36 protein-coding genes are annotated in these 20958 nt (G+C 40.8%); all 36 read right to left on the bottom strand.

The window, feature by feature from the left end; genetic code table 11:
- Positions 1-71: 71 nt before the first annotated feature.
- The gene (gene eno, locus LV83_RS10405) at positions 72-1352 is read right to left on the bottom strand and encodes a phosphopyruvate hydratase (RefSeq protein WP_111611467.1); all 1281 of its coding nucleotides are present in this window, start codon (positions 1350-1352) and stop codon (positions 72-74) included.
- Between the two features lie 22 nt (positions 1353-1374).
- Complete coding sequence (gene carA, locus LV83_RS10400) at positions 1375-2472, bottom strand: glutamine-hydrolyzing carbamoyl-phosphate synthase small subunit (RefSeq protein WP_111611466.1); 1098 nt, start codon at positions 2470-2472, stop codon at positions 1375-1377.
- 119 nt (positions 2473-2591) lie between these two features.
- The gene (gene rplQ, locus LV83_RS10395) at positions 2592-3140 is read right to left on the bottom strand and encodes a 50S ribosomal protein L17 (RefSeq protein ID WP_111611465.1); all 549 of its coding nucleotides are present in this window, start codon (positions 3138-3140) and stop codon (positions 2592-2594) included.
- 6 nt (positions 3141-3146) lie between these two features.
- Positions 3147-4136, bottom strand: a complete 990-nt coding sequence (locus LV83_RS10390) for a DNA-directed RNA polymerase subunit alpha (protein WP_111611464.1) — start codon at positions 4134-4136, stop codon at positions 3147-3149.
- Positions 4137-4175: 39 nt separating this feature from the next.
- Positions 4176-4781 carry a 30S ribosomal protein S4 gene (rpsD, locus tag LV83_RS10385; RefSeq protein WP_111611463.1) on the bottom strand — a complete coding sequence of 202 codons (606 nt, stop codon included), beginning with the start codon at positions 4779-4781 and terminating at the stop codon, positions 4176-4178.
- An 18-nt stretch (positions 4782-4799) separates the two neighbouring features.
- Positions 4800-5198, bottom strand: coding sequence for a 30S ribosomal protein S11 (gene rpsK / locus LV83_RS10380; protein WP_057939435.1), 399 nt, complete (start codon positions 5196-5198; stop codon positions 4800-4802).
- A 14-nt stretch (positions 5199-5212) separates the two neighbouring features.
- A complete protein-coding gene (gene rpsM, locus LV83_RS10375) occupies positions 5213-5590 on the bottom strand; it encodes a 30S ribosomal protein S13 (RefSeq protein WP_091692107.1) in 378 nt (125 codons plus the stop codon).
- A 3-nt stretch (positions 5591-5593) separates the two neighbouring features.
- Positions 5594-5710, bottom strand: a complete 117-nt coding sequence (rpmJ, locus tag LV83_RS10370; RefSeq protein ID WP_082632371.1) for a 50S ribosomal protein L36 — start codon at positions 5708-5710, stop codon at positions 5594-5596.
- Positions 5711-5717: 7 nt separating this feature from the next.
- A complete protein-coding gene (infA, locus tag LV83_RS10365; protein WP_057939437.1) occupies positions 5718-5936 on the bottom strand; it encodes a translation initiation factor IF-1 in 219 nt (72 codons plus the stop codon).
- A 1-nt stretch (position 5937) separates the two neighbouring features.
- The gene (map, locus tag LV83_RS10360) at positions 5938-6711 is read right to left on the bottom strand and encodes a type I methionyl aminopeptidase (RefSeq protein ID WP_111611462.1); all 774 of its coding nucleotides are present in this window, start codon (positions 6709-6711) and stop codon (positions 5938-5940) included.
- A gap of 2 nt (positions 6712-6713) precedes the next feature.
- Positions 6714-8033 (bottom strand): preprotein translocase subunit SecY, encoded by a 1320-nt coding sequence (gene secY / locus LV83_RS10355; protein WP_111611461.1) that lies wholly within the window; start codon positions 8031-8033, stop codon positions 6714-6716.
- Positions 8034-8037: 4 nt separating this feature from the next.
- Positions 8038-8484, bottom strand: coding sequence for a 50S ribosomal protein L15 (rplO, locus tag LV83_RS10350; RefSeq protein WP_111611460.1), 447 nt, complete (start codon positions 8482-8484; stop codon positions 8038-8040).
- 2 nt (positions 8485-8486) lie between these two features.
- Positions 8487-8666: a 50S ribosomal protein L30 gene (gene rpmD / locus LV83_RS10345; protein WP_057939441.1), complete on the bottom strand. Its 180-nt coding sequence runs from the start codon at positions 8664-8666 to the stop codon at positions 8487-8489.
- A gap of 5 nt (positions 8667-8671) precedes the next feature.
- On the bottom strand, positions 8672-9190 hold the full coding sequence (gene rpsE / locus LV83_RS10340) for a 30S ribosomal protein S5 (RefSeq protein WP_111611459.1): 519 nt from the start codon (positions 9188-9190) through the stop codon (positions 8672-8674).
- A gap of 6 nt (positions 9191-9196) precedes the next feature.
- Positions 9197-9547, bottom strand: a complete 351-nt coding sequence (rplR, locus tag LV83_RS10335; RefSeq protein ID WP_111611458.1) for a 50S ribosomal protein L18 — start codon at positions 9545-9547, stop codon at positions 9197-9199.
- Between the two features lie 6 nt (positions 9548-9553).
- Positions 9554-10111 carry a 50S ribosomal protein L6 gene (rplF, locus tag LV83_RS10330; RefSeq protein ID WP_111611457.1) on the bottom strand — a complete coding sequence of 186 codons (558 nt, stop codon included), beginning with the start codon at positions 10109-10111 and terminating at the stop codon, positions 9554-9556.
- A 9-nt stretch (positions 10112-10120) separates the two neighbouring features.
- Complete coding sequence (gene rpsH, locus LV83_RS10325) at positions 10121-10516, bottom strand: 30S ribosomal protein S8 (protein WP_092894627.1); 396 nt, start codon at positions 10514-10516, stop codon at positions 10121-10123.
- Between the two features lie 82 nt (positions 10517-10598).
- Positions 10599-10868 (bottom strand): 30S ribosomal protein S14, encoded by a 270-nt coding sequence (gene rpsN / locus LV83_RS10320; protein ID WP_086539683.1) that lies wholly within the window; start codon positions 10866-10868, stop codon positions 10599-10601.
- 2 nt (positions 10869-10870) lie between these two features.
- Complete coding sequence (rplE, locus tag LV83_RS10315) at positions 10871-11431, bottom strand: 50S ribosomal protein L5 (protein WP_086539684.1); 561 nt, start codon at positions 11429-11431, stop codon at positions 10871-10873.
- Positions 11424-11768, bottom strand: coding sequence for a 50S ribosomal protein L24 (gene rplX / locus LV83_RS10310; protein WP_111611456.1), 345 nt, complete (start codon positions 11766-11768; stop codon positions 11424-11426). The genes rplE and rplX overlap by 8 nt, the downstream gene beginning before the upstream one ends.
- A gap of 2 nt (positions 11769-11770) precedes the next feature.
- A complete protein-coding gene (rplN, locus tag LV83_RS10305; RefSeq protein WP_086500285.1) occupies positions 11771-12139 on the bottom strand; it encodes a 50S ribosomal protein L14 in 369 nt (122 codons plus the stop codon).
- A gap of 2 nt (positions 12140-12141) precedes the next feature.
- Complete coding sequence (rpsQ, locus tag LV83_RS10300) at positions 12142-12405, bottom strand: 30S ribosomal protein S17 (protein WP_111611455.1); 264 nt, start codon at positions 12403-12405, stop codon at positions 12142-12144.
- Between the two features lie 18 nt (positions 12406-12423).
- Entirely contained in the window at positions 12424-12606 is a 183-nt protein-coding gene (rpmC, locus tag LV83_RS10295; protein ID WP_086500279.1) for a 50S ribosomal protein L29, read from the bottom strand.
- A gap of 9 nt (positions 12607-12615) precedes the next feature.
- On the bottom strand, positions 12616-13035 hold the full coding sequence (gene rplP / locus LV83_RS10290) for a 50S ribosomal protein L16 (protein ID WP_111611454.1): 420 nt from the start codon (positions 13033-13035) through the stop codon (positions 12616-12618).
- Between the two features lie 23 nt (positions 13036-13058).
- Positions 13059-13790 (bottom strand): 30S ribosomal protein S3, encoded by a 732-nt coding sequence (gene rpsC, locus LV83_RS10285; protein ID WP_086500275.1) that lies wholly within the window; start codon positions 13788-13790, stop codon positions 13059-13061.
- Positions 13791-13799: 9 nt separating this feature from the next.
- Positions 13800-14192: a 50S ribosomal protein L22 gene (rplV, locus tag LV83_RS10280; RefSeq protein WP_111611453.1), complete on the bottom strand. Its 393-nt coding sequence runs from the start codon at positions 14190-14192 to the stop codon at positions 13800-13802.
- A 2-nt stretch (positions 14193-14194) separates the two neighbouring features.
- Positions 14195-14473 carry a 30S ribosomal protein S19 gene (gene rpsS / locus LV83_RS10275; protein ID WP_057939455.1) on the bottom strand — a complete coding sequence of 93 codons (279 nt, stop codon included), beginning with the start codon at positions 14471-14473 and terminating at the stop codon, positions 14195-14197.
- Between the two features lie 2 nt (positions 14474-14475).
- Positions 14476-15300 carry a 50S ribosomal protein L2 gene (gene rplB, locus LV83_RS10270; RefSeq protein ID WP_111611452.1) on the bottom strand — a complete coding sequence of 275 codons (825 nt, stop codon included), beginning with the start codon at positions 15298-15300 and terminating at the stop codon, positions 14476-14478.
- A gap of 13 nt (positions 15301-15313) precedes the next feature.
- Complete coding sequence (rplW, locus tag LV83_RS10265; RefSeq protein WP_111611451.1) at positions 15314-15601, bottom strand: 50S ribosomal protein L23; 288 nt, start codon at positions 15599-15601, stop codon at positions 15314-15316.
- Positions 15602-15605: 4 nt separating this feature from the next.
- Positions 15606-16235: a 50S ribosomal protein L4 gene (gene rplD / locus LV83_RS10260; RefSeq protein ID WP_111611450.1), complete on the bottom strand. Its 630-nt coding sequence runs from the start codon at positions 16233-16235 to the stop codon at positions 15606-15608.
- Positions 16236-16238: 3 nt separating this feature from the next.
- Positions 16239-16871 (bottom strand): 50S ribosomal protein L3, encoded by a 633-nt coding sequence (gene rplC / locus LV83_RS10255; RefSeq protein ID WP_091692120.1) that lies wholly within the window; start codon positions 16869-16871, stop codon positions 16239-16241.
- A gap of 238 nt (positions 16872-17109) precedes the next feature.
- A complete protein-coding gene (rpsJ, locus tag LV83_RS10250; RefSeq protein WP_008203035.1) occupies positions 17110-17415 on the bottom strand; it encodes a 30S ribosomal protein S10 in 306 nt (101 codons plus the stop codon).
- A gap of 12 nt (positions 17416-17427) precedes the next feature.
- Positions 17428-19551, bottom strand: a complete 2124-nt coding sequence (gene fusA, locus LV83_RS10245; protein WP_111611449.1) for an elongation factor G — start codon at positions 19549-19551, stop codon at positions 17428-17430.
- Positions 19552-19556: 5 nt separating this feature from the next.
- Entirely contained in the window at positions 19557-20024 is a 468-nt protein-coding gene (rpsG, locus tag LV83_RS10240; RefSeq protein WP_111611448.1) for a 30S ribosomal protein S7, read from the bottom strand.
- 18 nt (positions 20025-20042) lie between these two features.
- Positions 20043-20450, bottom strand: coding sequence for a 30S ribosomal protein S12 (gene rpsL, locus LV83_RS10235; protein ID WP_111611447.1), 408 nt, complete (start codon positions 20448-20450; stop codon positions 20043-20045).
- A 98-nt stretch (positions 20451-20548) separates the two neighbouring features.
- The gene (locus LV83_RS10230) at positions 20549-20872 is read right to left on the bottom strand and encodes a DUF3467 domain-containing protein (RefSeq protein WP_111611446.1); all 324 of its coding nucleotides are present in this window, start codon (positions 20870-20872) and stop codon (positions 20549-20551) included.
- Positions 20873-20958: the final 86 nt, after the last annotated feature.

The following is a 20958-nucleotide window of genomic DNA, read 5'->3' as shown; positions in this document are numbered from 1 at the left end:
AAATGATGCAAAAAAAAGACAGCTCACTAATGTAAGCTGTCTTTTAAAGAAATCTATAAAATCGGATCTAATTAGAATTTACCATTGAAAACAGCTGCATCACCTAATTGTTCTTCGATTCTGAGTAGTTGATTGTATTTAGCCATACGATCAGATCTAGACGCAGAACCTGTCTTGATTTGTCCACAGTTCAATGCCACAGCTAGATCAGCGATAGTTGAATCTTCAGTTTCACCAGATCTGTGTGACATTACTGCTGTAAAACCTGCCTTATGGGCAAGATTAACTGCATTGATGGTCTCAGTCAAGGTACCGATTTGGTTTACTTTGATTAGGATAGAATTTGCAGATTTCTCTTCGATTCCTCTCTGAAGAAACTTAACGTTTGTAACGAAAAGATCATCACCTACCAATTGAATTTTGTCACCGATTTTAGCTGTCAACATAGCCCAACCTTCCCAATCTTCTTCAGCACAACCATCTTCGATAGAGTCGATAGGATATTTTTCAGTCAGTTCAGCTAAGTAAGCAACTTGCTCTGCTCTGCTTCTTGCTACTCCAGTTGAACCTTCAAATTTTGTATAGTCGTATTTTCCGTCTACAAAGAACTCAGAAGCTGCACAATCCAAGGCGATTGTTACGTCGTCACCTGCTTTGTATCCAGCTTTAGCAATAGCGTCCAAAATACTTCCAAGAGCTTCTTCAGTTCCTCCAGAGAAGTTAGGTGCAAATCCACCTTCATCACCTACAGCAGTGCTAAGTCCCTTGTCATGAAGAATTTTCTTGAGGTTGTGGAAGATCTCAGTTCCCATTCTCATTGCTTCTGAGAAAGTAGGTGCACCAACTGGACGGATCATGAACTCCTGGAATGCGATAGGTGCATCAGAGTGAGAACCACCATTGATAATGTTCATCATAGGAACTGGTAATGTGTTTGCATTCACACCACCTACATACCTGTATAGAGGTTGATTTGACTCCATAGCGGCAGCCTTGGCAACAGCTAGAGAAACACCCAAAATTGCATTTGCACCAAGATTACCTTTGTTTGGGGTGCCATCAAGATCGATCATAATCTGATCAATCATATTTTGCTCAAATACATCAAAGCCTACTAATTCAGAAGCGATAATGTCATTCACATTTGCTACTGCTTTAGTAACACCTTTGCCCATATAGGCACCTTTATCTCCATCGCGAAGCTCTACTGCTTCATTGATACCTGTAGATGCACCACTTGGTACAGCTGCGCGGCCAAAAGCTCCATTTTCTGTATATACATCTACTTCTATAGTAGGATTTCCTCTAGAATCGAGGATTTGTCTTGCATGAATTGATTGAATCAACGTCATAGTTTTAAAAGGTTTAAGGGTATTAATTTTTATTGATTAAAGAAATAAAATCGTCAAACAGATAGCGGGAATCATGTGGTCCAGGAGATGATTCAGGGTGGTATTGAACTGAAAACGCAGGCTTGTTTTTAAGACGAATTCCAGCAACTGTATTGTCATTCAGATGAACATGCGTGATTTCTACATCAGGATTTTTCTCTGTATCCTCTCGCGTGATATTAAAGCCATGATTCTGGGAAGTGATTTCACTTTTACCGGTCAAAACGTTTTTAATAGGATGGTTTAATCCTCTGTGACCATGGTGCATTTTGTAGGTAGAAATCCCGCAAGACTCAGCAAGGATTTGGTGTCCTAGGCAAATTCCAAATACGGGCTTGCCTGTTTCTAAAATATCCTTGGTAGTTTTCACTGCATATTCCATTACTGCCGGATCACCTGGACCATTAGAAAGGAAATATGCATTTGGCGCCCATTCTTCCATTTCTGAAAGAGTTGCCTTAGCGGGAAAAACCTTGCAATAAACGCCACGGTCAGCTAGGCTTCTTAGAATATTCTTTTTGATTCCAAAATCCATGCAAGCAACCTTAATTGAAGAATTTTCATCTCCAAAATAATAAGGTTCTTGAGTAGAGACAGTAGAAGAAAGCTCAAGACCATCCATATTAGGCACCTTTTCAAGCTCAGCTTGTAAGCCCTCAAGATTATCTTCAAATTCGGAACTAATAATGGCATTCATTGCACCTTTAGACCGAAGGTGCCTAACCAGTTGCCTAGTATCAATATCTGCAATACCAGTGATACCGTTCTTTACCAAATAATCCTGTAAAGAACCAGAGGCATCTAGGCGAGAATAAACGTCTGAAAAGGTGTTCACTACAATTCCTCCGATAGTAGGGTGGTCAGATTCCACCTCTTCATCAATCACACCGTAGTTTCCTATGTGAGAAGTAGTAGTTACAATGATTTGCCCAGTGTAGGATGGGTCGGTATAAATTTCCTGATACCCGGTCATTCCGGTGTTGAAACAAATTTCTCCACCATTTGTCCCAGGATTACCAATTAAAGAACCGTGAAAGACCGTACCATCGGCCAAGAGTAATGTTGCTTTTTGTTTGATCATTTTGCTGAATAATTGCCCAAAGTTAAATATTTATTGGGAAGGAAGATAAATGAAAAGGGTATAAAAAAAGGATTGAACTTATGTCCAATCCTTTCAATATCGTCAAGTCACCGATCAACTTATTTGTTATCAGTTTCTTCGTCCGCAGAATCTGCAGATGCCTCAGGAGCTTTTGGCTCTTCAGTAGCTTCTTCTTTAGCTGGTGCGACCTCTGCTTTCGCAGTATCTTCAGCACCTGCTGCTTTACCAGTACCTCTACGAGATCTTCTAGTAGTTTTCTTAGCAGGCTTAGTATCTTTCAACATCAACTCGTTGAAGTCAACCAATTCGATGATACACATTTCAGCGTTATCACCTAATCTGAAACCAGTTTTGATAATTCTGGTATATCCACCTGGACGAGTAGCTACTTTAGAGATCACTTCACCAAATAGTTCGATGATAGCTTCCTTATTTTTCAAATAAGCAAAAGCCATACGTCTATTATGCGTAGTATCTTCTTTAGCTCTAGTCACTAGTGGCTCCAAGTACTTCTTCAATTCTTTTGCCTTGGCAAGCGTGGTTGAGATACGCTTGTGAAGAATCAGCGAAGTTGCCATATTAGAAAGCATTGCTTTTCTATGAGCGGCCTTCCTTCCAAGGTGGTTAAATTTCTTACCGTGTCTCATTATTATTTATTCTTCATCAAGTTTATACTTAGAAATATCCATCCCGAAGGTCAGGCTTTTTTCTTGAATAAGTTGCTCTAGCTCAGCTAAGGACTTCTTACCAAAGTTTCTGAATTTCATCATATCAGAAATCTCAAGTTTGGCAAGATCACCTAAAGTCTTCACGTCAGCAGCTTTAAGACAGTTGAATGCTCGAACAGAAAGGTCAAGGTCACCCAAATTGGTCTTAAGAAGCTTTCTCATATGCAAGAATTCTTCGTCAATTGGCTCCGGCTCCGCGATACCAGTTGAATCTAGAACCATAGTCTGGTCAGAGAACAACATGAAGTGTTGGATAAGGATTTTGGCAGATTCCTGAAGGGCTTTTTCCGGGTGGATTGAGCCGTCAGTAGAAACTTCCATGATCAATTTTTCAAAGTCAGTCTTCTGCTCTACCCGCGTATTCTCCACACTGTATTTCACATTTTTAATTGGCGTGAATACAGCATCAATAGCGATAGTACCGAAGATTTGCTCTTTTGGTTTGGATTCTTCAGCTGGTAGATACCCTCTTCCTTTCTCCATCGTCAATTCGATCTCAAAGTTTTTAGTCTCGTCGATGTGACAGATTACCAACTCTGGATTTAAGATCTCGAAGGAAGAAGTAAACTTAGCAATGTCACCTGCAGTGAAGACAGATTGATTCTTAATCTCAACAGTGATTTTCCCGTCAAATGCCTCATGCACTTTCTTGAATCTCACTTGCTTAAGGTTCAAAATAATATCTGTAACGTCTTCAACTACACCTTCGATGGTCGAAAACTCATGCACTACACCAGGTATTTTGATGGCAGTGATGGCATAACCTTCCAAGGAAGAAAGCAAAATTCTTCTCAGGGCGTTACCGATTGTAACTCCATAGCCTTTTTCGAGTGGTTTGAATGTGAATAAGCCATGAAAATCATCGGCTTTTTCCATTACCACTTTCTCGGGCATTTGAAATGCTAGTATGGACATATATCTCGTTCTTTTTTAAAAGCTGAAAATAGTAAAATATTACTTAGAGTAAAGTTCGACAATGAGTTGCTCCTTGATATTCTCAGGAATATCATCTCTGCCTGGAACACTGACGAATTTGCCGGTCAACGATGTGCCATCCCACTCTAACCAGGAATATTTATTAGCACCTCTACCTGCTAAGCTACTTGTGATTGCTTCTAGAGACTTCGATCTCTCTCTTACAGAAACTACATCACCTGGCTTAAGTGTAAACGAAGGAATGTTAACTACCTCACCGTTTACAAGCACATGCTTGTGAGATACTAGTTGTCTAGCGCCTCTTCTGGTAGGGGAAATTCCCATTCTATATACCGTGTTGTCCAATCTTGCTTCTAGAAGCTGAAGAAGGTTCTCTCCGGTGATTCCAGTTTTTCTGGAAGCAATATCAAACATCTTAGCGAATTGTCTTTCCAATACTCCGTAGATGTATTTTGCTTTTTGCTTTTCAGCAAGCTGGATTGCGTATTCAGACTGCTTTTTTCTTCTACCTCTTCCGTGCATGCCAGGAGGGTAGTTCTTCTTTGCAAGTGCTTTGCTATGTCCTTCTATAGCTTCGCCGAATTTTCTGGCAATTTTTGCTTTAGGACCTGTATATCTAGCCATTGTATTACAATTTTAAAATTAAACTCTTCTACGCTTAGGTGGACGACAACCGTTGTGCGGCATTGGAGTCACATCGATGATCGTAGTCACGTCCAATCCTACATTTTGCAATGTTCTGATCGCTGATTCACGACCAGATCCTGGACCTTTTACAAATACTTCGATTTTTCTCAAACCTAAGTCATATGCTACTTGTCCACAGTTTTGCGCCGCCATTTGAGCTGCGTAAGGAGTATTTTTCTTTGAACCTCTGAAACCCATTTTACCGGCAGAAGCCCAAGATATTACTTGACCTGCATTGTTGGTAAGAGAGATAATGATGTTGTTGAAGGACGCTCTGATGTGAGCTTGACCTACAGCTTCGACCTTTACTACTCTTTTTTTACCCTTTGCTTTATCGTTTCTTTTCTGAGCCATAATCTAATCAGGTTTTATTTAGTTGCTTTTTTCTTGTTAGCAACTGTTTTTCTCTTACCCTTCCTTGTTCTGGCGTTGTTCTTGGTGTGCTGACCACGAACTGGAAGTCCTTTTCTGTGTCTCAAACCTCTGTAGCAACCAATATCTTGTAGTCGCTTGATGTTCAATTGGATCTCTGACTTTAATACACCTTCGGTTCTGAACTCTTCAGCGATAATGTTACGGATAGCAGTTGACTCATCGTCATCCCACTCACCTGCTTTTTTATCGAAAGAGATACCGGCCTTGGTCAGGATAGCTTTGGCTGCAGATCTACCTATTCCGAAGATATAGGTAAGACCGATTACGCCACGCTTATTGTCTGGTATATCTACACCTGCAATTCTAGCCATAATTTAACCTTGTCTTTGTTTAAACTTAGGATTCTTCTTATTGATGACATACAAAACCCCTTTTCTACGGATTAGCTTGCAGTCAGCACTTCTTTTTTTGATGGATGTTTTTACTTTCATCTCAGTCTTATTTATATCGATATACAATTCTGCCTTTACTCAAATCATAGGGAGACAGTTCCAACTTTACTCGATCACCAGGAAGAATCTTGATATAATTCATCCTCATCTTCCCAGATATGTGAGCGATCAGTTGATGCCCATTCTCTAGTTCCACTTTGAACATCGCATTAGACAATGCCTCTTTGATCGTACCGTCTTGCTCTATTGATGTTTGCTTGGCCATATTAGAATTTAAAATTCTCTTCTATGTATTTATGAGAGGTTAATACCTCTGTTCTATCTTCAAATATCGCTACTGTATGCTCATAATGTGCTGATGGCTTTCTATCCGCAGTGCGAATAGTCCATCCATCCCGCTCTTGTACAATATTTCGTGTTCCAAGATTAATCATGGGCTCAATTGCGATCACCATTCCTTCTTTTATCAAAGGACCGCTGCCCTTCTTTCCATAATTGGGAACTTCTGGTGCTTCGTGCAGACTTCTACCTAATCCATGTCCGACTAACTCTCTGACTACAGTGTAGCCTTTAGCTTCGACAAACTTTTGAATAGCATTGCCTACATCACCGATGCGCTTCCCATAGACAGCTTGCTCAATTCCAATGTAAAGTGAATCTTTGGTGGCTTTTAATAATGCTTTAACAGCAGGAGAGACCTCACCAATGGGGTATGTATAAGCGGAATCGCTATGAAAACCTTGGTGAAAGACTCCACAATCTACTGAGATTATATCGCCATCTTTCAATTCATATTCACTGGGAAAACCATGTACAACTACTTCATTTATAGAAATACATAGCGAAGAAGGAAACCCATTGTAGCCCTTGAAAGAAGGAACTCCATTGTGATCCCTGATAAACTCCTCAGCAACCTTATCTAGAAAAGAGGTCTTTACCCCTTCCTTGACATATTTCGCTACTTCCCCATGGGCTTTAGCTAGTATATCGGCACTTTCTTTTATTAACTTAACTTCTTCCGAAGTCTTATAATTGATCATCTTTAGGCAACTTGGTAATTAGAAGGGTTATTCTTCACATTACCACTTTTCATCATGCCTTCGTAGTGTCTCATCAACAAATAACTTTCAATCTGTCTCAATGTATCCATGATAACCCCTACCATAATTAGTAGAGAAGTACCACCATAGAACTGAGCAAACTCTCCACCCACACCGGATATAATCGCAAGAGCAGGAAGAATCGCTACTGCAGCTAAGAGAATAGATCCCGGAAGTGTAATCTTGGAAATAATTCCATCGATGAATTCCGATGTAGGAGCTCCAGGCTTAATCCCTGGAACAAATCCTCCATTTCTCTTCATATCTTCAGCGATCTGCTCAGGATTAACTGTGATAGCAGTGTAAAAGAAAGTGAAAAGGATGATCATTGCTGCGAAAAGCAGATTGTATTGCCAAGAAGTGAAATCACTGAAAGTAGCTCCAATGTAGTTAGCGATGTCATTCTCTGAAGCCCAGATCTGAGCGATCAAAGCAGGAACGAACATCAAAGACTGAGCAAAGATGATTGGCATAACTCCAGACGCATTTACCTTAATAGGTATATACTGTCTTTGTCCACCATAAACTTTACCCCCTACTACTTGCTTAGCATACTGCACAGGAATTCTTCTTGTCGCTTCGGTCAAGGCAATTACCCCAACAACCACGAAGAACAATACAGCGGCTTCAATAAGAAGAAGCAACATACCTGAAGTACCTTTCTCCAGACCTTCGGCAATGATCGCTCCAGGGAATCTAGATATGATACCAATCATAATAAGCATTGAGATACCATTACCTATACCTTTTTCAGTGATTTTCTCTCCCAGCCACATGCAGAACATGGTACCAGCGGAAAGTAAAACCAAAGAACTAAACATAAATAAAGTAGAGCTAACCATCACTGCTCCTGTAGGCATAATAGTAGCGGACACATAACCGATACCTTGTGCAATAGTGATTAGGATAGTCAAAACTCGAGTGATCTGGTTGATTCTTTTTCTTCCAGATTCACCCTCTTTTTGCATTTTCTGAAAATATGGTACTCCGACAGTCAATAACTGCAACACGATGGAAGCAGATATATATGGCATGATGCCTAGACCGAAGATAGATGCGTTACTGAACGCTCCACCAAGGAAGGTATCGATCAATCCAAAGATTCCTTCGGGCGCATCTCCTAAACGAGAAGGATCAACACCAGGCAGAACTATGAACGACCCTAATCTGAATATGATCAGAAATCCGATCGTATTCATGATTCTAACTCTAAGGTCTTCGATAGAGAAAATGTTCTTAACTGTCGAAATAAACTTTTTCATTAATTTAAATTGTGTTTACCGTTCCACCCAACTTCTCAATAGCTGCTGCTGCAGTTGCTGAGAATTTATGAGCAGTTACGTCTAATTTGGATTTCAATTCACCTCCACCGAGGATTTTGATTTTGTCATTCTTAGAAGCAATACCATGAGAAACCAACGCTTCCATGTTTACTACTTCAAGATTGTATTGCTCAGCAATGCTTTGCAATGTATCCAAATTTACTGGTTTGAACTCTACTCTATTCAAGCTTTTGAATCCAAATTTAGGAACTCTTCTCTGAAGTGGCATTTGACCACCTTCGAAACCTAGTTTAGACTTATAGCCTGATCTAGATTTAGCTCCTTTATGACCTCTTGTAGAAGTTCCACCTCTACCTGAACCTGTACCTCTACCAATTCTCTTACGATTTTTGGTAGATCCTTCAGCTGGTGTTAATGTATGCAGTTTCATAATTAAGCTTCCTCCACTTTTACAAGGTGATTAACTTTATTTACCATACCGGCAATCTGAGGCGTATTTTCTACGGTCACTGATTTGCTGATACGACCTAGACCCAAAGCAGTGATTGTTGCTTTTTGATCTTTTGGTCTATCAATGGTACTTTTGGTTTGCGTGATTTTGATCTTAGCCATTTCGATTATCCGTTAAATACTTTAGACATTTTAATGCTTCTCTGTTGTGAAACAGCGATAGCATCTCTTAGCTGAGTCAAAGCTTCAATAGTAGCTTTTACCACGTTGTGAGGGTTAGATGATCCTTTAGATTTTGCCAATACGTCAGTAACGCCAGCACTCTCTAAAACTGCACGCATTGCACCACCTGCGATAACGCCTGTACCTGCTGCTGCTGGTTTGATCAAAACAAATCCTCCACCATATTTTCCAATCTGCTCATGAGGGATCGTACCCTTTAAAATTGGAACTTTAACCAAATTCTTTTTTGCGTCCTCGATGCCTTTCGTGATTGCATCAGTTACTTCATTGGCTTTACCCAAACCGTAACCTACAACACCCTGACCATCTCCTACTACAACGATTGCTGAAAAAGAGAATCTTCTACCGCCCTTTACCACTTTGGCAACACGGTTGATTGCTACTACTTTTTCTTTTAAATCTGTATCTGTAGCCCTGATAGGCTTTCTTCTTAGTTGAGACATAGCTTATTAAAATTTAAGGCCTCCTTCTCTGGCACCATCTGCCAAAGCTTTCACATTCCCATGATACAAGTAGCCATTTCTGTCAAATACTACGGAGTCCACTCCGTTCGCAACAGCTCTTTCAGCAAGTTTTTTACCTACTTCTTTGGAAACTGATACATTAGCGTTAGCCTTTGCTCCCAATTCTTTGGAAGAAGCCTGTGCCACAGTCTGACCTTTAAGGTCATCGATAAGCTGAGCGTAGATGCCAGTATTACTTTTGAAAACTGACAAACGAGGTCTGGAATCAGTACCAGAAATCTTTCTTCTGATACCCTGCTTGATTCTAAGTCTTCTGGAATTCTTATTAAATGCCATAACCTATTATTTTTTAGCGGCAGTTTTACCAGCCTTACGTCTAACTTGTTCACCAACGAAGCGCACACCTTTTCCTTTGTAAGGTTCAACCTTACGAAGAGATCTGATTTTTGCAGCTACTTGTCCAATCAATTCTTTATCTATCGATTCTAAGGTAATGATTGGATTCTTACCTTTTGCAGTCTCAGCTTTAAGAGCTACCTCATCAGGAAGCATCATAAAGATATTGTGAGAGTAACCAAGATTCAATTCAAGAATCTGTCCTTGGTTAGACGCTTTAAAACCTACACCTACAAGCTCCAAATCTTTCTTGTATCCTTCAGAAACACCAATCACCATATTGTTGATTAGCGATCTGTAAAGACCGTGAATAGACTTGTGTCTCTTAGAATCAGTAGGTCTAGTAACAACGATCTCGTTGTCTTCTACTTTCACTGTGATATCAGGATTCACATCCTGCACCAGTGTACCTTTTGGACCTTTAACAGTCACAGTACCTTTGTCTGTGACGTCTACAGTAACACCGCCAGGTATATTTATTGGTTTTTTACCTATTCTAGACATGATAGTAAATTAGTATACGTAGCAAAGAACTTCTCCACCTACACCCTCAGTACGGGCTTCTTTGTCAGTCATTACTCCTTTAGAAGTGGAAACGATTGCTATACCAAGACCATTGATTACTCTTGGAAGCTCCGTATGTTTCACATATTTTCTCAAACCTGGCGTACTAACTCTTTTCAAGCTTACAATTGCGTTTTGCTTTGTAACCGGATTAAATTTCAGAGCAATTTTGATAGATCCCTGAGGACCGTTTTCTTCAAACTTGTAATTCTGAATATATCCTTTCTCGTGCAATACTTTTGTAATCTCTTTTTTGATGTTAGAAGCAGGGATTTCTACGATTCGGTGAGATGCCTTGATGGCGTTTCTCAACCTAGTCAGATAATCAGCTATTGGATCAGTCATTGTATTTTATAGTCTAGCTACACCCGTTTTGGGCGTGCAAAGTTACGAATTGATTTTTATAATAAAAACTACTGTCGTTATTTTACCAGCTGGACTTTGTCACTCCAGGGATTTTGCCTGCTGAGGCCATTTCTCTGAAGGTTACCCTGTTGATACCGAACTTTCTCATGTAGCCCTTAGGACGACCAGTTAGTTTACATCTATTGTGAAGTCTAACTGGAGACGCGTTCTTTGGCAATTTGTCAAGTGCTTCATAATCGCCAGCTGCTTTAAGCGCGGCTCTTTTATCTGCATACTTGGCTACCAGACGCTCTCTTTTTCTCTCACGAGCTTTGATTGACTCTTTTGCCATGACTATTCTTCTTTAGTTTTTTTAACGAAAGGCATTCCGAAAGCCTTAAACAATTCTAAACTTTCTTCATCTGTTTTAGCAGAAGTCACAAAAGTAATATCCATTCCAGAGATTCTGTTGACTTTCTCAATGCTGATTTCAGGGAAGATAATTTGCTCTTGTACACCTAGTGTATAATTACCTCTTCCGTCAAAACCCTTATCAGAAATACCTTTGAAGTCTCTCACACGTGGAAGTGCGATAGTGATCAAACGATCAAGGAATTCGTACATAGTCTGACCTCTCAAAGTAACTTTAGCTCCGATAGGCATTCCTTCTCTCAACTTAAAGTTGGAAACAGAAGTCTTTGCGATTGTCGAAACAGCTCTCTGACCAGTGATCAAAGAAAGCTCTTCTACACCTTGGTCAACCAATTTCTTATCTGCTACAGCTGCGCCGATACCTTTGTTAAGAACGATTTTCTCCAACTTAGGTACTTGCATTACTGAAGAGTATTGAAACTTCTCTTTCAAAGCAGGGACGATCTCGTCCACATATTTTTGCTTGATTCTTGGATTAGCCATTGATCACCTCCCCAGTTTTCTTAGAGTATCTTACTAATTTACCATTTTCACCTTCCTTGCGACCTGTTCTAGTGGCTTCACCAGATTTAGGATCTACAAGCATAAGGTTACTAATATGCATGGAAGCTTCTTTCTTATCGATACCGCCCTGAGGCTTAGCTGCAGTAGGCTTCACGTGCTTAGTGATCATATTAAGACCCTCAACGATTGCTCTACTTTTTTGCTTATCTACGGAAAGTACTTTTCCTGTTTTGCCTTTGTCATCACCTGCGATCACTTTGACAGTGTCACCAGTTTTGATATGAAGCTTTGGTTGCTTGTTCATTTTTCTTTCCATGATTACAATACTTCAGGAGCCAATGAAACGATTTTCATAAACTGCTTCTCTCTCAACTCTCTAGCCACTGGGCCGAAGATACGCGTGCCTCTAGGCTCGTCGTTGTTGTTCAATAACACAGCTGCGTTGTCCTCGAAACGGATGTAAGAACCGTCTTTTCTTCTTATTTCCTTACGAGTACGCACGATTACCGCTCTTGACACGGTACCTTTTTTCATGCTGCTGGAAGATAGAGCTGACTTTACTGTCACTACGACTTTATCGCCGATTGAAGCATATCGCTTTTTTGTTCCTCCCAATACACGGATTACTAGCACCTCTTTGGCACCAGAGTTATCCGCTACGCTTAGTCTTGATTCTTGTTGGATCATAATTACTTAGCCCTTTCAATAATTTCAACTACTCTCCAACGCTTGTTCTTACTCAGCGGACGAGTTTCGCTGATTTTCACCAAGTCGCCTGGGTTACAATCATTTGTCTCGTCATGAGCCATAAATTTGGTTGTTTTGGTAACAAACTTACCGTAGATGGCATGCTTTACACGACGCTCAATTACTACAGTGATGGATTTATCCATCTTGTTGCTTACCACTTTACCAATTCTTTCTTTTCGAAGATTTCTCTCTATCGTAGCCATATTCTTTTTGTTAGCTAGTTATTTGGCAGCCAATGCAGTCTTTAATCTTGCGATAAAGCGCTTGGTCTCGCGGATTCTGTTAGGATTCTCTATAGGAGATATCGAGTGCGCAAACCTAAGTTTGGTTAGATTCTCCTGCTCAGCGACTAGTCGCTCGGCGATTTCACTGTTTGAAAGTGAATTGATTTCAGTATTTTTCATAGTGCTTTCTTATTCAGCGTAATCTCTACGAACAACAAATCTGGTACTTACAGGTAACTTCTGCTGTGCAAGTCTCAACGCCTCTTTAGCTGTCTCCTGGCTCACGCCAGTAGCTTCGAAAAGGATCGTTCCTGGTTTAATAACGGCCACCCAATATTCTGGAGCACCTTTACCTTTACCCATACGAACCTCTGCGGGCTTTTTAGTGATAGGCTTGTCAGGGAAAATTCTGATCCAAACCTGTCCTTCTCTTTTCATTGCTCTCGTCATTGCGATACGAGCTGCCTCGATCTGACGGGATGTGATCCATCCTGGCTCAAGGGACTTGATGCCAAAGTTGCCAAAAGAAAGCGTATGCCCTCTTTGTGCAATGCCTTTGACACGGCCCTTTTGCATTTTCCTATATTTAGTTCTTTTTGGCTGTAACATGAGTTCTCACTTATGGGTGAAAATTAGTTATTTCTTTTTCTTCGTCTTGGACCATCATTTCTCTTAGGACCGGCATTACGAGCACCTTTAGGCTCATTTGCAGCTCCTTGATTCGGAGAAAGATCTCTTTTACCGTACACTTCACCTTTGAAGATCCAAACTTTGATCCCGATCAATCCATAAACCGTAAGGGCTTCTGAAAGTGCGTAATCAATATCTGCTCTCAATGTGTGAAGAGGAATTCTTCCTTCTTTGTACATTTCAGAACGGGCCATTTCAGCTCCGCCTAGACGTCCAGAAAGTTTAACTTTGATTCCTTCCGCTCCCACTCTCATGGATGCTGCGATAGCTTGCTTCATAGCTCTTCTAAAAGAAATTCTTGCTTGAAGCTGCTGAGCGATCGATTCACCTACCAATTTCGCATCTAATTCAGGACGCTTGATTTCGAAGATATTAATCTGAATATCCTTATTTGTGATATTCTTAAGTTCTTCTTTCAGCTTATCTACTTCGGCTCCACCTTTACCAATTACAACACCTGGACGGGCAGTATGTATCGTAAGAGTGATTCTCTTAAGCGTACGCTCGATAATCACTTTAGAAATACCTCCCTTAGGAATTCTGGCAAGGACGTACTTACGGATTTTCTGATCTTCGTATAGTTTTTCAGCGAAGTCTTTCCCACCATACCAGTTGGAATCCCAGCCTTTGACTACACCAAGTCTAAATCCTATTGGGTTGATCTTTTGTCCCATAGTCTGTTCTTAATTTGCCTTTTCGTTTGTTTCTACTACATCAGCGGTAACTTCTTGAACGTCGAATGAATCAACGATAAGCGTTACATGATTTGATCTCTTGCGGATTCTGTGACCTCTACCTTGAGGAGCTGGTCTTAATCTCTTAAGCATTCTACCTTCATCTACCATTACGGTTTTGATGAATAGGTCAGCCTCCTCCAGTTTAGCGTCAGGGTTTTTCGCCTGCCAGTTGGCTATAGCGGAAAGTAACAACTTCTCAAGTCGAGCAGCTCCATGGTTAGGAGTGAACTTCAATATGCTAAGTGCTAATCCTACTCTCTTGCCCCTGACAAGGTCAGCCACAAGGCGCATCTTACGCGGAGATGTAGGGACATTATTTAATTTTGCTAATGCTTCCATGATTATCTCTTTCCTTTATCTTTTTTGGCAATGTGGCCTCTGAAATTTCTGGTAGGAGCAAATTCACCTAGCTTATGACCTACCATGTTGTCTGTTACAAATACTGGAATGAACTTATTCCCATTATGCACAGCGAAGGTATGTCCTACGAAATCCGGAGAAATCATTGATTTTCTTGACCAAGTCTTGATTACCGATTTCTTTCCTGATTCGTTCTGAGCATCCACTTTCTTCACAAGATGGTGCTCGATATAAGGACCTTTTTTTAATGAACGTGCCATAATTATTTAGATCTTTTGCTTACGATGAACTTGTTTGAATACTTCTTAGGAGATCTTGTTTTCTTTCCTTTAGACAATAGACCTTTTCTAGATCTAGGGTGTCCTCCAGAAGAACGACCTTCACCACCACCCATTGGGTGATCTACTGGGTTCATTGCTACACCTCTTACACGAGGGCGAGCTCCGAGCCATCTCTTACGACCGGCTTTACCCAATACTACGTTCATGTGGTCTCCATTGGAAACAGTTCCAATAGTTGCCATACACGTATTTAGTACAAGTCTCATCTCACCAGATGGAAGTTTCACCGTCACGTATTTCCCATCACGGGCTACGATCTGTGCATAACCTCCAGCACTTCTTACCATTGCGGCACCTTTTCCTGGCTTCAATTCCACACAGTGTACAATTGTACCCATTGGAATATTCACCACTGGCATCGCGTTGCCCACTTCTGGAGCAACTTGCTCACCGGAAATCACTGTTTGTCCCACTGACAAACCTTCCGGGGCGATAATGTAGGCCTTAGCACCATCTGCATAATATAGTAGGGCGAGACGTGCCGTTCTGTTTGGATCATACTCGATAGCTTTCACTACTGCTGGTACACCGAACTTATTTCTTTTGAAGTCTACAATACGTAGTCTTCTCTTATGACCTCCACCGATATTGCGGACAGTCATTTTGCCTTCATTATTTCGTCCACCTGACTTCTTGATAGGAGCAAGAAGAGATTTTTCCGGCTTCGACTTTGTAATCTCGTCGAACGCTGGAGCTACTCTGAATCTTGTCCCTGGAGTTACAGGCTTCAACTTTTTAATTGCCATGATATAGATTCAATTAAATTTCTCCGTAAAAATCAATCACTTCACCGTCGGCTACTTGCACGATTGCTTTCTTGAAAGCATTGGTAAAGCCTGAAACCACTTTAGCTTTAGTGTATCTAGATTTATGCTTTGCAGCATATCTGATGGTTCTGATAGAAACCACTTTCACACCAAACGTTTTTTCTACAGCAAGTTTGATTTCCGGTTTCTTCGCAGTTTTTTCCACGATGAATCCATAAACGCCTCTTTCGTTCATGGCAGAAATCTTTTCTGTAATTAAAGGCTGCTTTAGAATATCCATTGTCTTATTTCGATAAAATGGTTTCCAACTTACTTAAAGAACCTTCACAGATCACTAGGTGATCAGCGTTAAGAACTTGGTAAGTATTTACATCATTTACAGTCACAACTTTTGCCTTTGGCAAGTTTCTGCTAGAAAGGAACACGTTAGCATTTTCCTCAGGAAGGACTAGTAACGTCTTCTTATCTCCTAGAGACAAACCGTTAAGCAATGCCATGTAGCTCTTAGTTTTGGGAGAGTCAAATGAAATGCTTTCCAATACTGACAAGCTGTTATCTTTCACTTTATATGTAAGTGCAGATTTTCTGGCTAGTTGTTTTACCTTTTTATTCAATTTGAAAGAATAGTCTCTTGGCTGTGGGCCAAATACTCTTCCTCCTCCTCGGAATAGCGGCGACTTGATAGATCCAGCACGTGCACTACCAGTGCCCTTTTGCTTCTTGATCTTACGAGTAGAGCCAGCTATCTCATTTCTCTCTTTAGACTTGTGCGTACCTTGTCTTTGGTTAGCCAAGTACTGCTTTACATCAAGGTAGATCGCGTGATCGTTAGGTTCGATTGCGAAGATCTCATCAGACAAGCTGATTTTTCTACCTGTGTCTTCTCCTTTTTGATTAATTACTGCTAATTCCATGGCTTACTTCTCTAGAATAACGAAAGAATTTTTAGGACCAGGTACAGAACCAGAAACCAATAGTAGGTTTTTGTCAGCATAGATTTTCAACACTCTAAGGTTGACCACCTTTACTCTGTCTCCGCCCGTTCTACCAGCCATTCTCATTCCTTTGAATACTCTGGATGGCCAAGAACATGCACCAATTGAACCTGGGTGTCTGCCTCTGTTGTGCTGACCGTGAGTTTGTCCACCCACACCAGCAAAACCATGACGTTTTACTACACCCTGGAATCCTTTACCTTTTGAAGTTCCGATAGCATCTACGAAGTCACCTTCGATAAATACTTCACCAGCCTTCACAGTAGCTCCTAGATTTACCTGGCCTTCAAACTCGACCCGGAATTCTCTGAACTCAACAACTTTGTGCTTTGGTGTTGTACCAGCCTTTTTAAAATGACCGATTAATGGTTTTGGCGTATTTTTCTCTTTACGCTCACCATAAGCCAACTGCACTGCGTTGTACCCGTCTGTTTCAACGTTTTTTACTTGCGTCACTACACAAGGACCAGCTTCTATTAGCGTGCATGCGACGTTACGTCCATCGGCACTGAAAATGCTAGTCATTCCTACTTTTCTACCTATTATACCAGACATCTTTTATAAGATAATATAATAACCCACAGGCATTTGTCTGCCGGGGCTCCTTTTAAAGGACTGCAAAGTTACTGAAATAAAATTCTGTAACAAATCCGAAATCCTATATTTTACTATGAATATGAAATTTTTCAATTGTGACTCAGGCATTTATAGCCTTCGCATAACAACTAGAACCTCCTGAAGCAAAAAAGACCTGCTCCGAAAAGCAGGCCTTTAGTATATTAACCCAGTCCGATCAAACTTTGATCTCTACATCTACTCCACTTGGAAGCTCGATTTTCATCAAAGCATCTACAGTTTTTGAAGAGTTAGAGTAGATATCTACCAACCTTTTGTAAGTACACAGTTGGTATTGATCTCTAGCTTTTTTAGACACGTGTGGAGATTTCAAAACTGTGAATTTCTCCTTTTTAGTAGGCAATGGAATTGGACCTACTACTACTGCGCCAGTGGCTTTCACTGCCTTTACAATCTTCTCTGATGACTTATCCACCAGGCTGTGATCGTATGATTTTAGTTTTATTCTGATTTTCTGATTCATCGCAAATATTATTTAGTCCTTCTGACCTTTTACTGTAGCAATTACACCTTCGGCAATGTTGTTAGGCACTGACTCATAGTGAGAGAATGTCAATGAAGCTGTAGCTCTACCTGATGTGATAGTTCTTAGATCAGTAATGTAACCGAACAACTCAGACAATGGTACAGATGCTTTGATTACGGACGAAGTACCTTTGGTATCCATTCCTTTCATCAAACCTCTTCTTCTGTTCAAGTCACCAGTGATTGGACCAGTGTACTCATCAGGAGAAACTACATCTACTGCCATGATTGGCTCAAGTAATTGAGGCTTACATCTTTTAGCTGCATCTTTGAAGCCAAGTCTTGCTGCTAATTCGAAAGAAAGAGCATCTGAATCGACATCGTGGAATGATCCGTGGAACAATCTCACTTTCATAGACTCGATAGGGTATCCTGCCAATGGACCATTTTTCATGGACTCAGCAAAACCTTTCTGTATAGAAGGGATAAATTCCTTAGGAATCACACCACCTACGATCGCGTTTACAAAGTCAAGTCCTGGTTTGATCTCTCCAGTTTCTGGATCTGGATCTCTAGGACTAAGCTCAAAGGAGATATCCGCAAATTTACCTTTACCACCTGTCTGCTTCTTGTATACTTCTTTGTGTTCAACAGAACCAAACAAAGCTTCCTTGTAAGCAACCTGAGGAGCACCTTGGTTGATTTCAACCTTGAATTCTCTTTTCAGACGGTCAATAATGATATCTAGGTGAAGCTCACCCATTCCTCTCAAGATAGTCTGACCAGTCTCATGATCAGTATTTACTTGAAGTGTAGGATCTTCTTCTACCAATTTGGCGATAGCCATACCCAATTTATCAACATCCGCTTGAGTCTTAGGCTCAATTGCGTATCCGATAACTGGCTCAGGGAACACCATTGATTCAAGAACTACTTTACGCTTTTCGTCGCAAAGTGTATCTCCAGTTTTGATATCTTTAAAGCCTACTACTGCACCAATATCACCTGCTCTTAGGGCATCGATTTGGTTTTGCTTGTTAGCATGCATTTGGAAAACTCTTGAGATACGCTCTTTATTTCCAGAACGGCTATTGAATACATAAGAACCAGAATTCAAGATTCCAGAATATGCTCTTACGAAACATAGACGACCTACGAATGGATCTGTAGCGATTTTGAACGCAAGTCCTGCAAATGGCTCAGTTTCATCTGGAGAGATTCTGACATCTTTCTCCTCATCATCTAGATCATGTGCAATAATGTCATCCTTGTCCATTGGAGAAGGAAGCAGTTCCATTACAAGATCAAGCATAGTCTGAACACCTTTATTTTTGAAAGAAGAACCACATACCATTGGTACAATCTTCATATCAATAACTGCTTTTCTCAAAGCAGTAAGGATTTCTTCCTCAGTGATTGATTCAGAATCTTCGAAGAATTTCTCCATTAAAGACTCATCGTAATCAGCAACTGCTTCTAAAAGATATTCTCTGTATTCAGCAACTTCCTCTAGCATATCTTCAGGAATCGGAACTTCTTCGAAAGTCATTCCGAAATCTTCCTCATTCCATACGATAGCTCGATTGTTGATCAAATCAACTACACCGCGGAATCTATCTTCTGCACCGATTGGAAGCTGCAAAGGAACAGCGTAGCTGCCTAGCATTTCTTTCACCTGCTTACAAACCTCAAGGAAGTTTGCACCGGCACGGTCCATTTTGTTTACGAATCCAATACGGGCAACTTTATAGTTATCCGCAAGTCTCCAGTTAGTCTCGGACTGTGGCTCTACGCCATCTACAGCACTGAAAAGGAATACCAATCCATCGAGAACACGAAGTGATCTGTTTACTTCAACAGTAAAATCAACGTGACCGGGAGTATCGATGATGTTGATCTGGTATTTTTTCTCTCTGTAATTCCAAAAAACGGTAGTCGCAGCTGAAGTAATAGTAATACCTCTCTCCTGCTCCTGAGCCATCCAGTCCATGGTGGCTGCACCGTCGTGAACCTCACCTATTTTGTGAGATACGCCCGAATAAAAAAGAATTCGTTCTGTCGTCGTCGTCTTGCCCGCATCAATGTGCGCAGCAATACCAATATTTCTGGTAAGTGTTAAATCTCTTTTAGCCATATTGATTAGAATCTAAAGTGGGAGAATGCTTTGTTGGCTTCAGCCATTCTGTGCGTATCATCTTTCTTCTTCACGCCGGCACCTTCGCCTTTGGAAGCAGCGATAATTTCGCCAGCTAGTCTGTCCATCATTGTCTTCTCACCTCTTCTTCTGGCGTAGCTGATCATCCATTTCATTCCCAATGCAACCTTTCTGTCAGGACGGACTTCCATTGGAACCTGGAATGTAGCACCACCAACTCTACGACTCTTCACCTCAACGGATGGAGAAATATTGTTTAGCGCTTTTTTCCAAACTTCAAGACCATTCTCACCTACTTTGGATTCTACCTTTTCTACTGCATCGTAGAAAATTCTGTAAGCAATACTCTTCTTCCCATCGACCATTAGATTGTTCACAAACCTAGTTACTAGGGTGTCATTGAACTTTGGATCAGGAAGAATATATCTCTTCTTTGGTTTCGCTTTTCTCATTTTTTCTAAATGTTTTTATTATTTTTTCTTTGCCGGAGCTGCAGCACCTTTGCCTGCCTTCGGTCTTTTAGCACCATACTTAGAGCGACCTTGCTTGCGGTCTTTAACTCCTGCGGTATCTAGTGCACCTCGGATGATGTGATATCTCACACCCGGTAGATCCTTCACACGACCACCTCTGATCAAGACGATCGAGTGCTCTTGTAGATTGTGACCTTCTCCAGGAATGTAAGCATTCACTTCTTTTCCGTTTGTCAATCTCACCCTCGCCACTTTTCTCATTGCAGAGTTTGGCTTCTTAGGGGTTGTAGTGTATACTCTGGTACAAACTCCTCTACGCTGCGGACATGCGTCCAATGCTCTAGATTTTGATTTGGTTTCCAGTGTTACTCTACCTTTTCGTACTAACTGTTGAATAGTAGGCATTAACTGATAAAATTTAGTTTTCCCGTAAACTGTTAAATTTTGGACTGCAAAGGTAAACAAAGTAATAAGAGTAACAAAGCTAAGCAGTTATATTTTTACTAGGCTTCTCCAGGGCTTCCAAAGCTAATCGGAAATTGCGGAGCTCCTCCCGATTGGTTGATCTTCCCAAATGCTGCTTCATACTTCTCAATGTTATCTTTCAGTGCTGAAAGCAATCGCTTGGCATGATCCGGAGTGACGATGATTCTTGACTTTACTTTTGCCTTTGGTACGCCTGGCATCAAGCGAATGAAATCGATCACAAATTCAGAATTTGAATGTGCAATCATCGCCAAATTAGAATAAACCCCCTCAGCTACTTCTTCTGAAAGTTCTACATTGATCTGCTGATCTCCTTTTTTTTGTCCGTTGTCGTCTTGCATGGTTGATATTTTATGTAATTAGAAGCACTGATGCCAAAAGCCCTATTTCTTTTGATTTACTTGTTGGAAGACCGAAGACCGAAGAC

This window comes from Algoriphagus yeomjeoni, assembly GCF_003259505.1.
Classification (GTDB): domain Bacteria; phylum Bacteroidota; class Bacteroidia; order Cytophagales; family Cyclobacteriaceae; genus Algoriphagus; species Algoriphagus yeomjeoni.
Note: the sequence above shows the minus strand (reverse complement) of the source record. Positions and strands in the feature narration are given on the sequence as shown.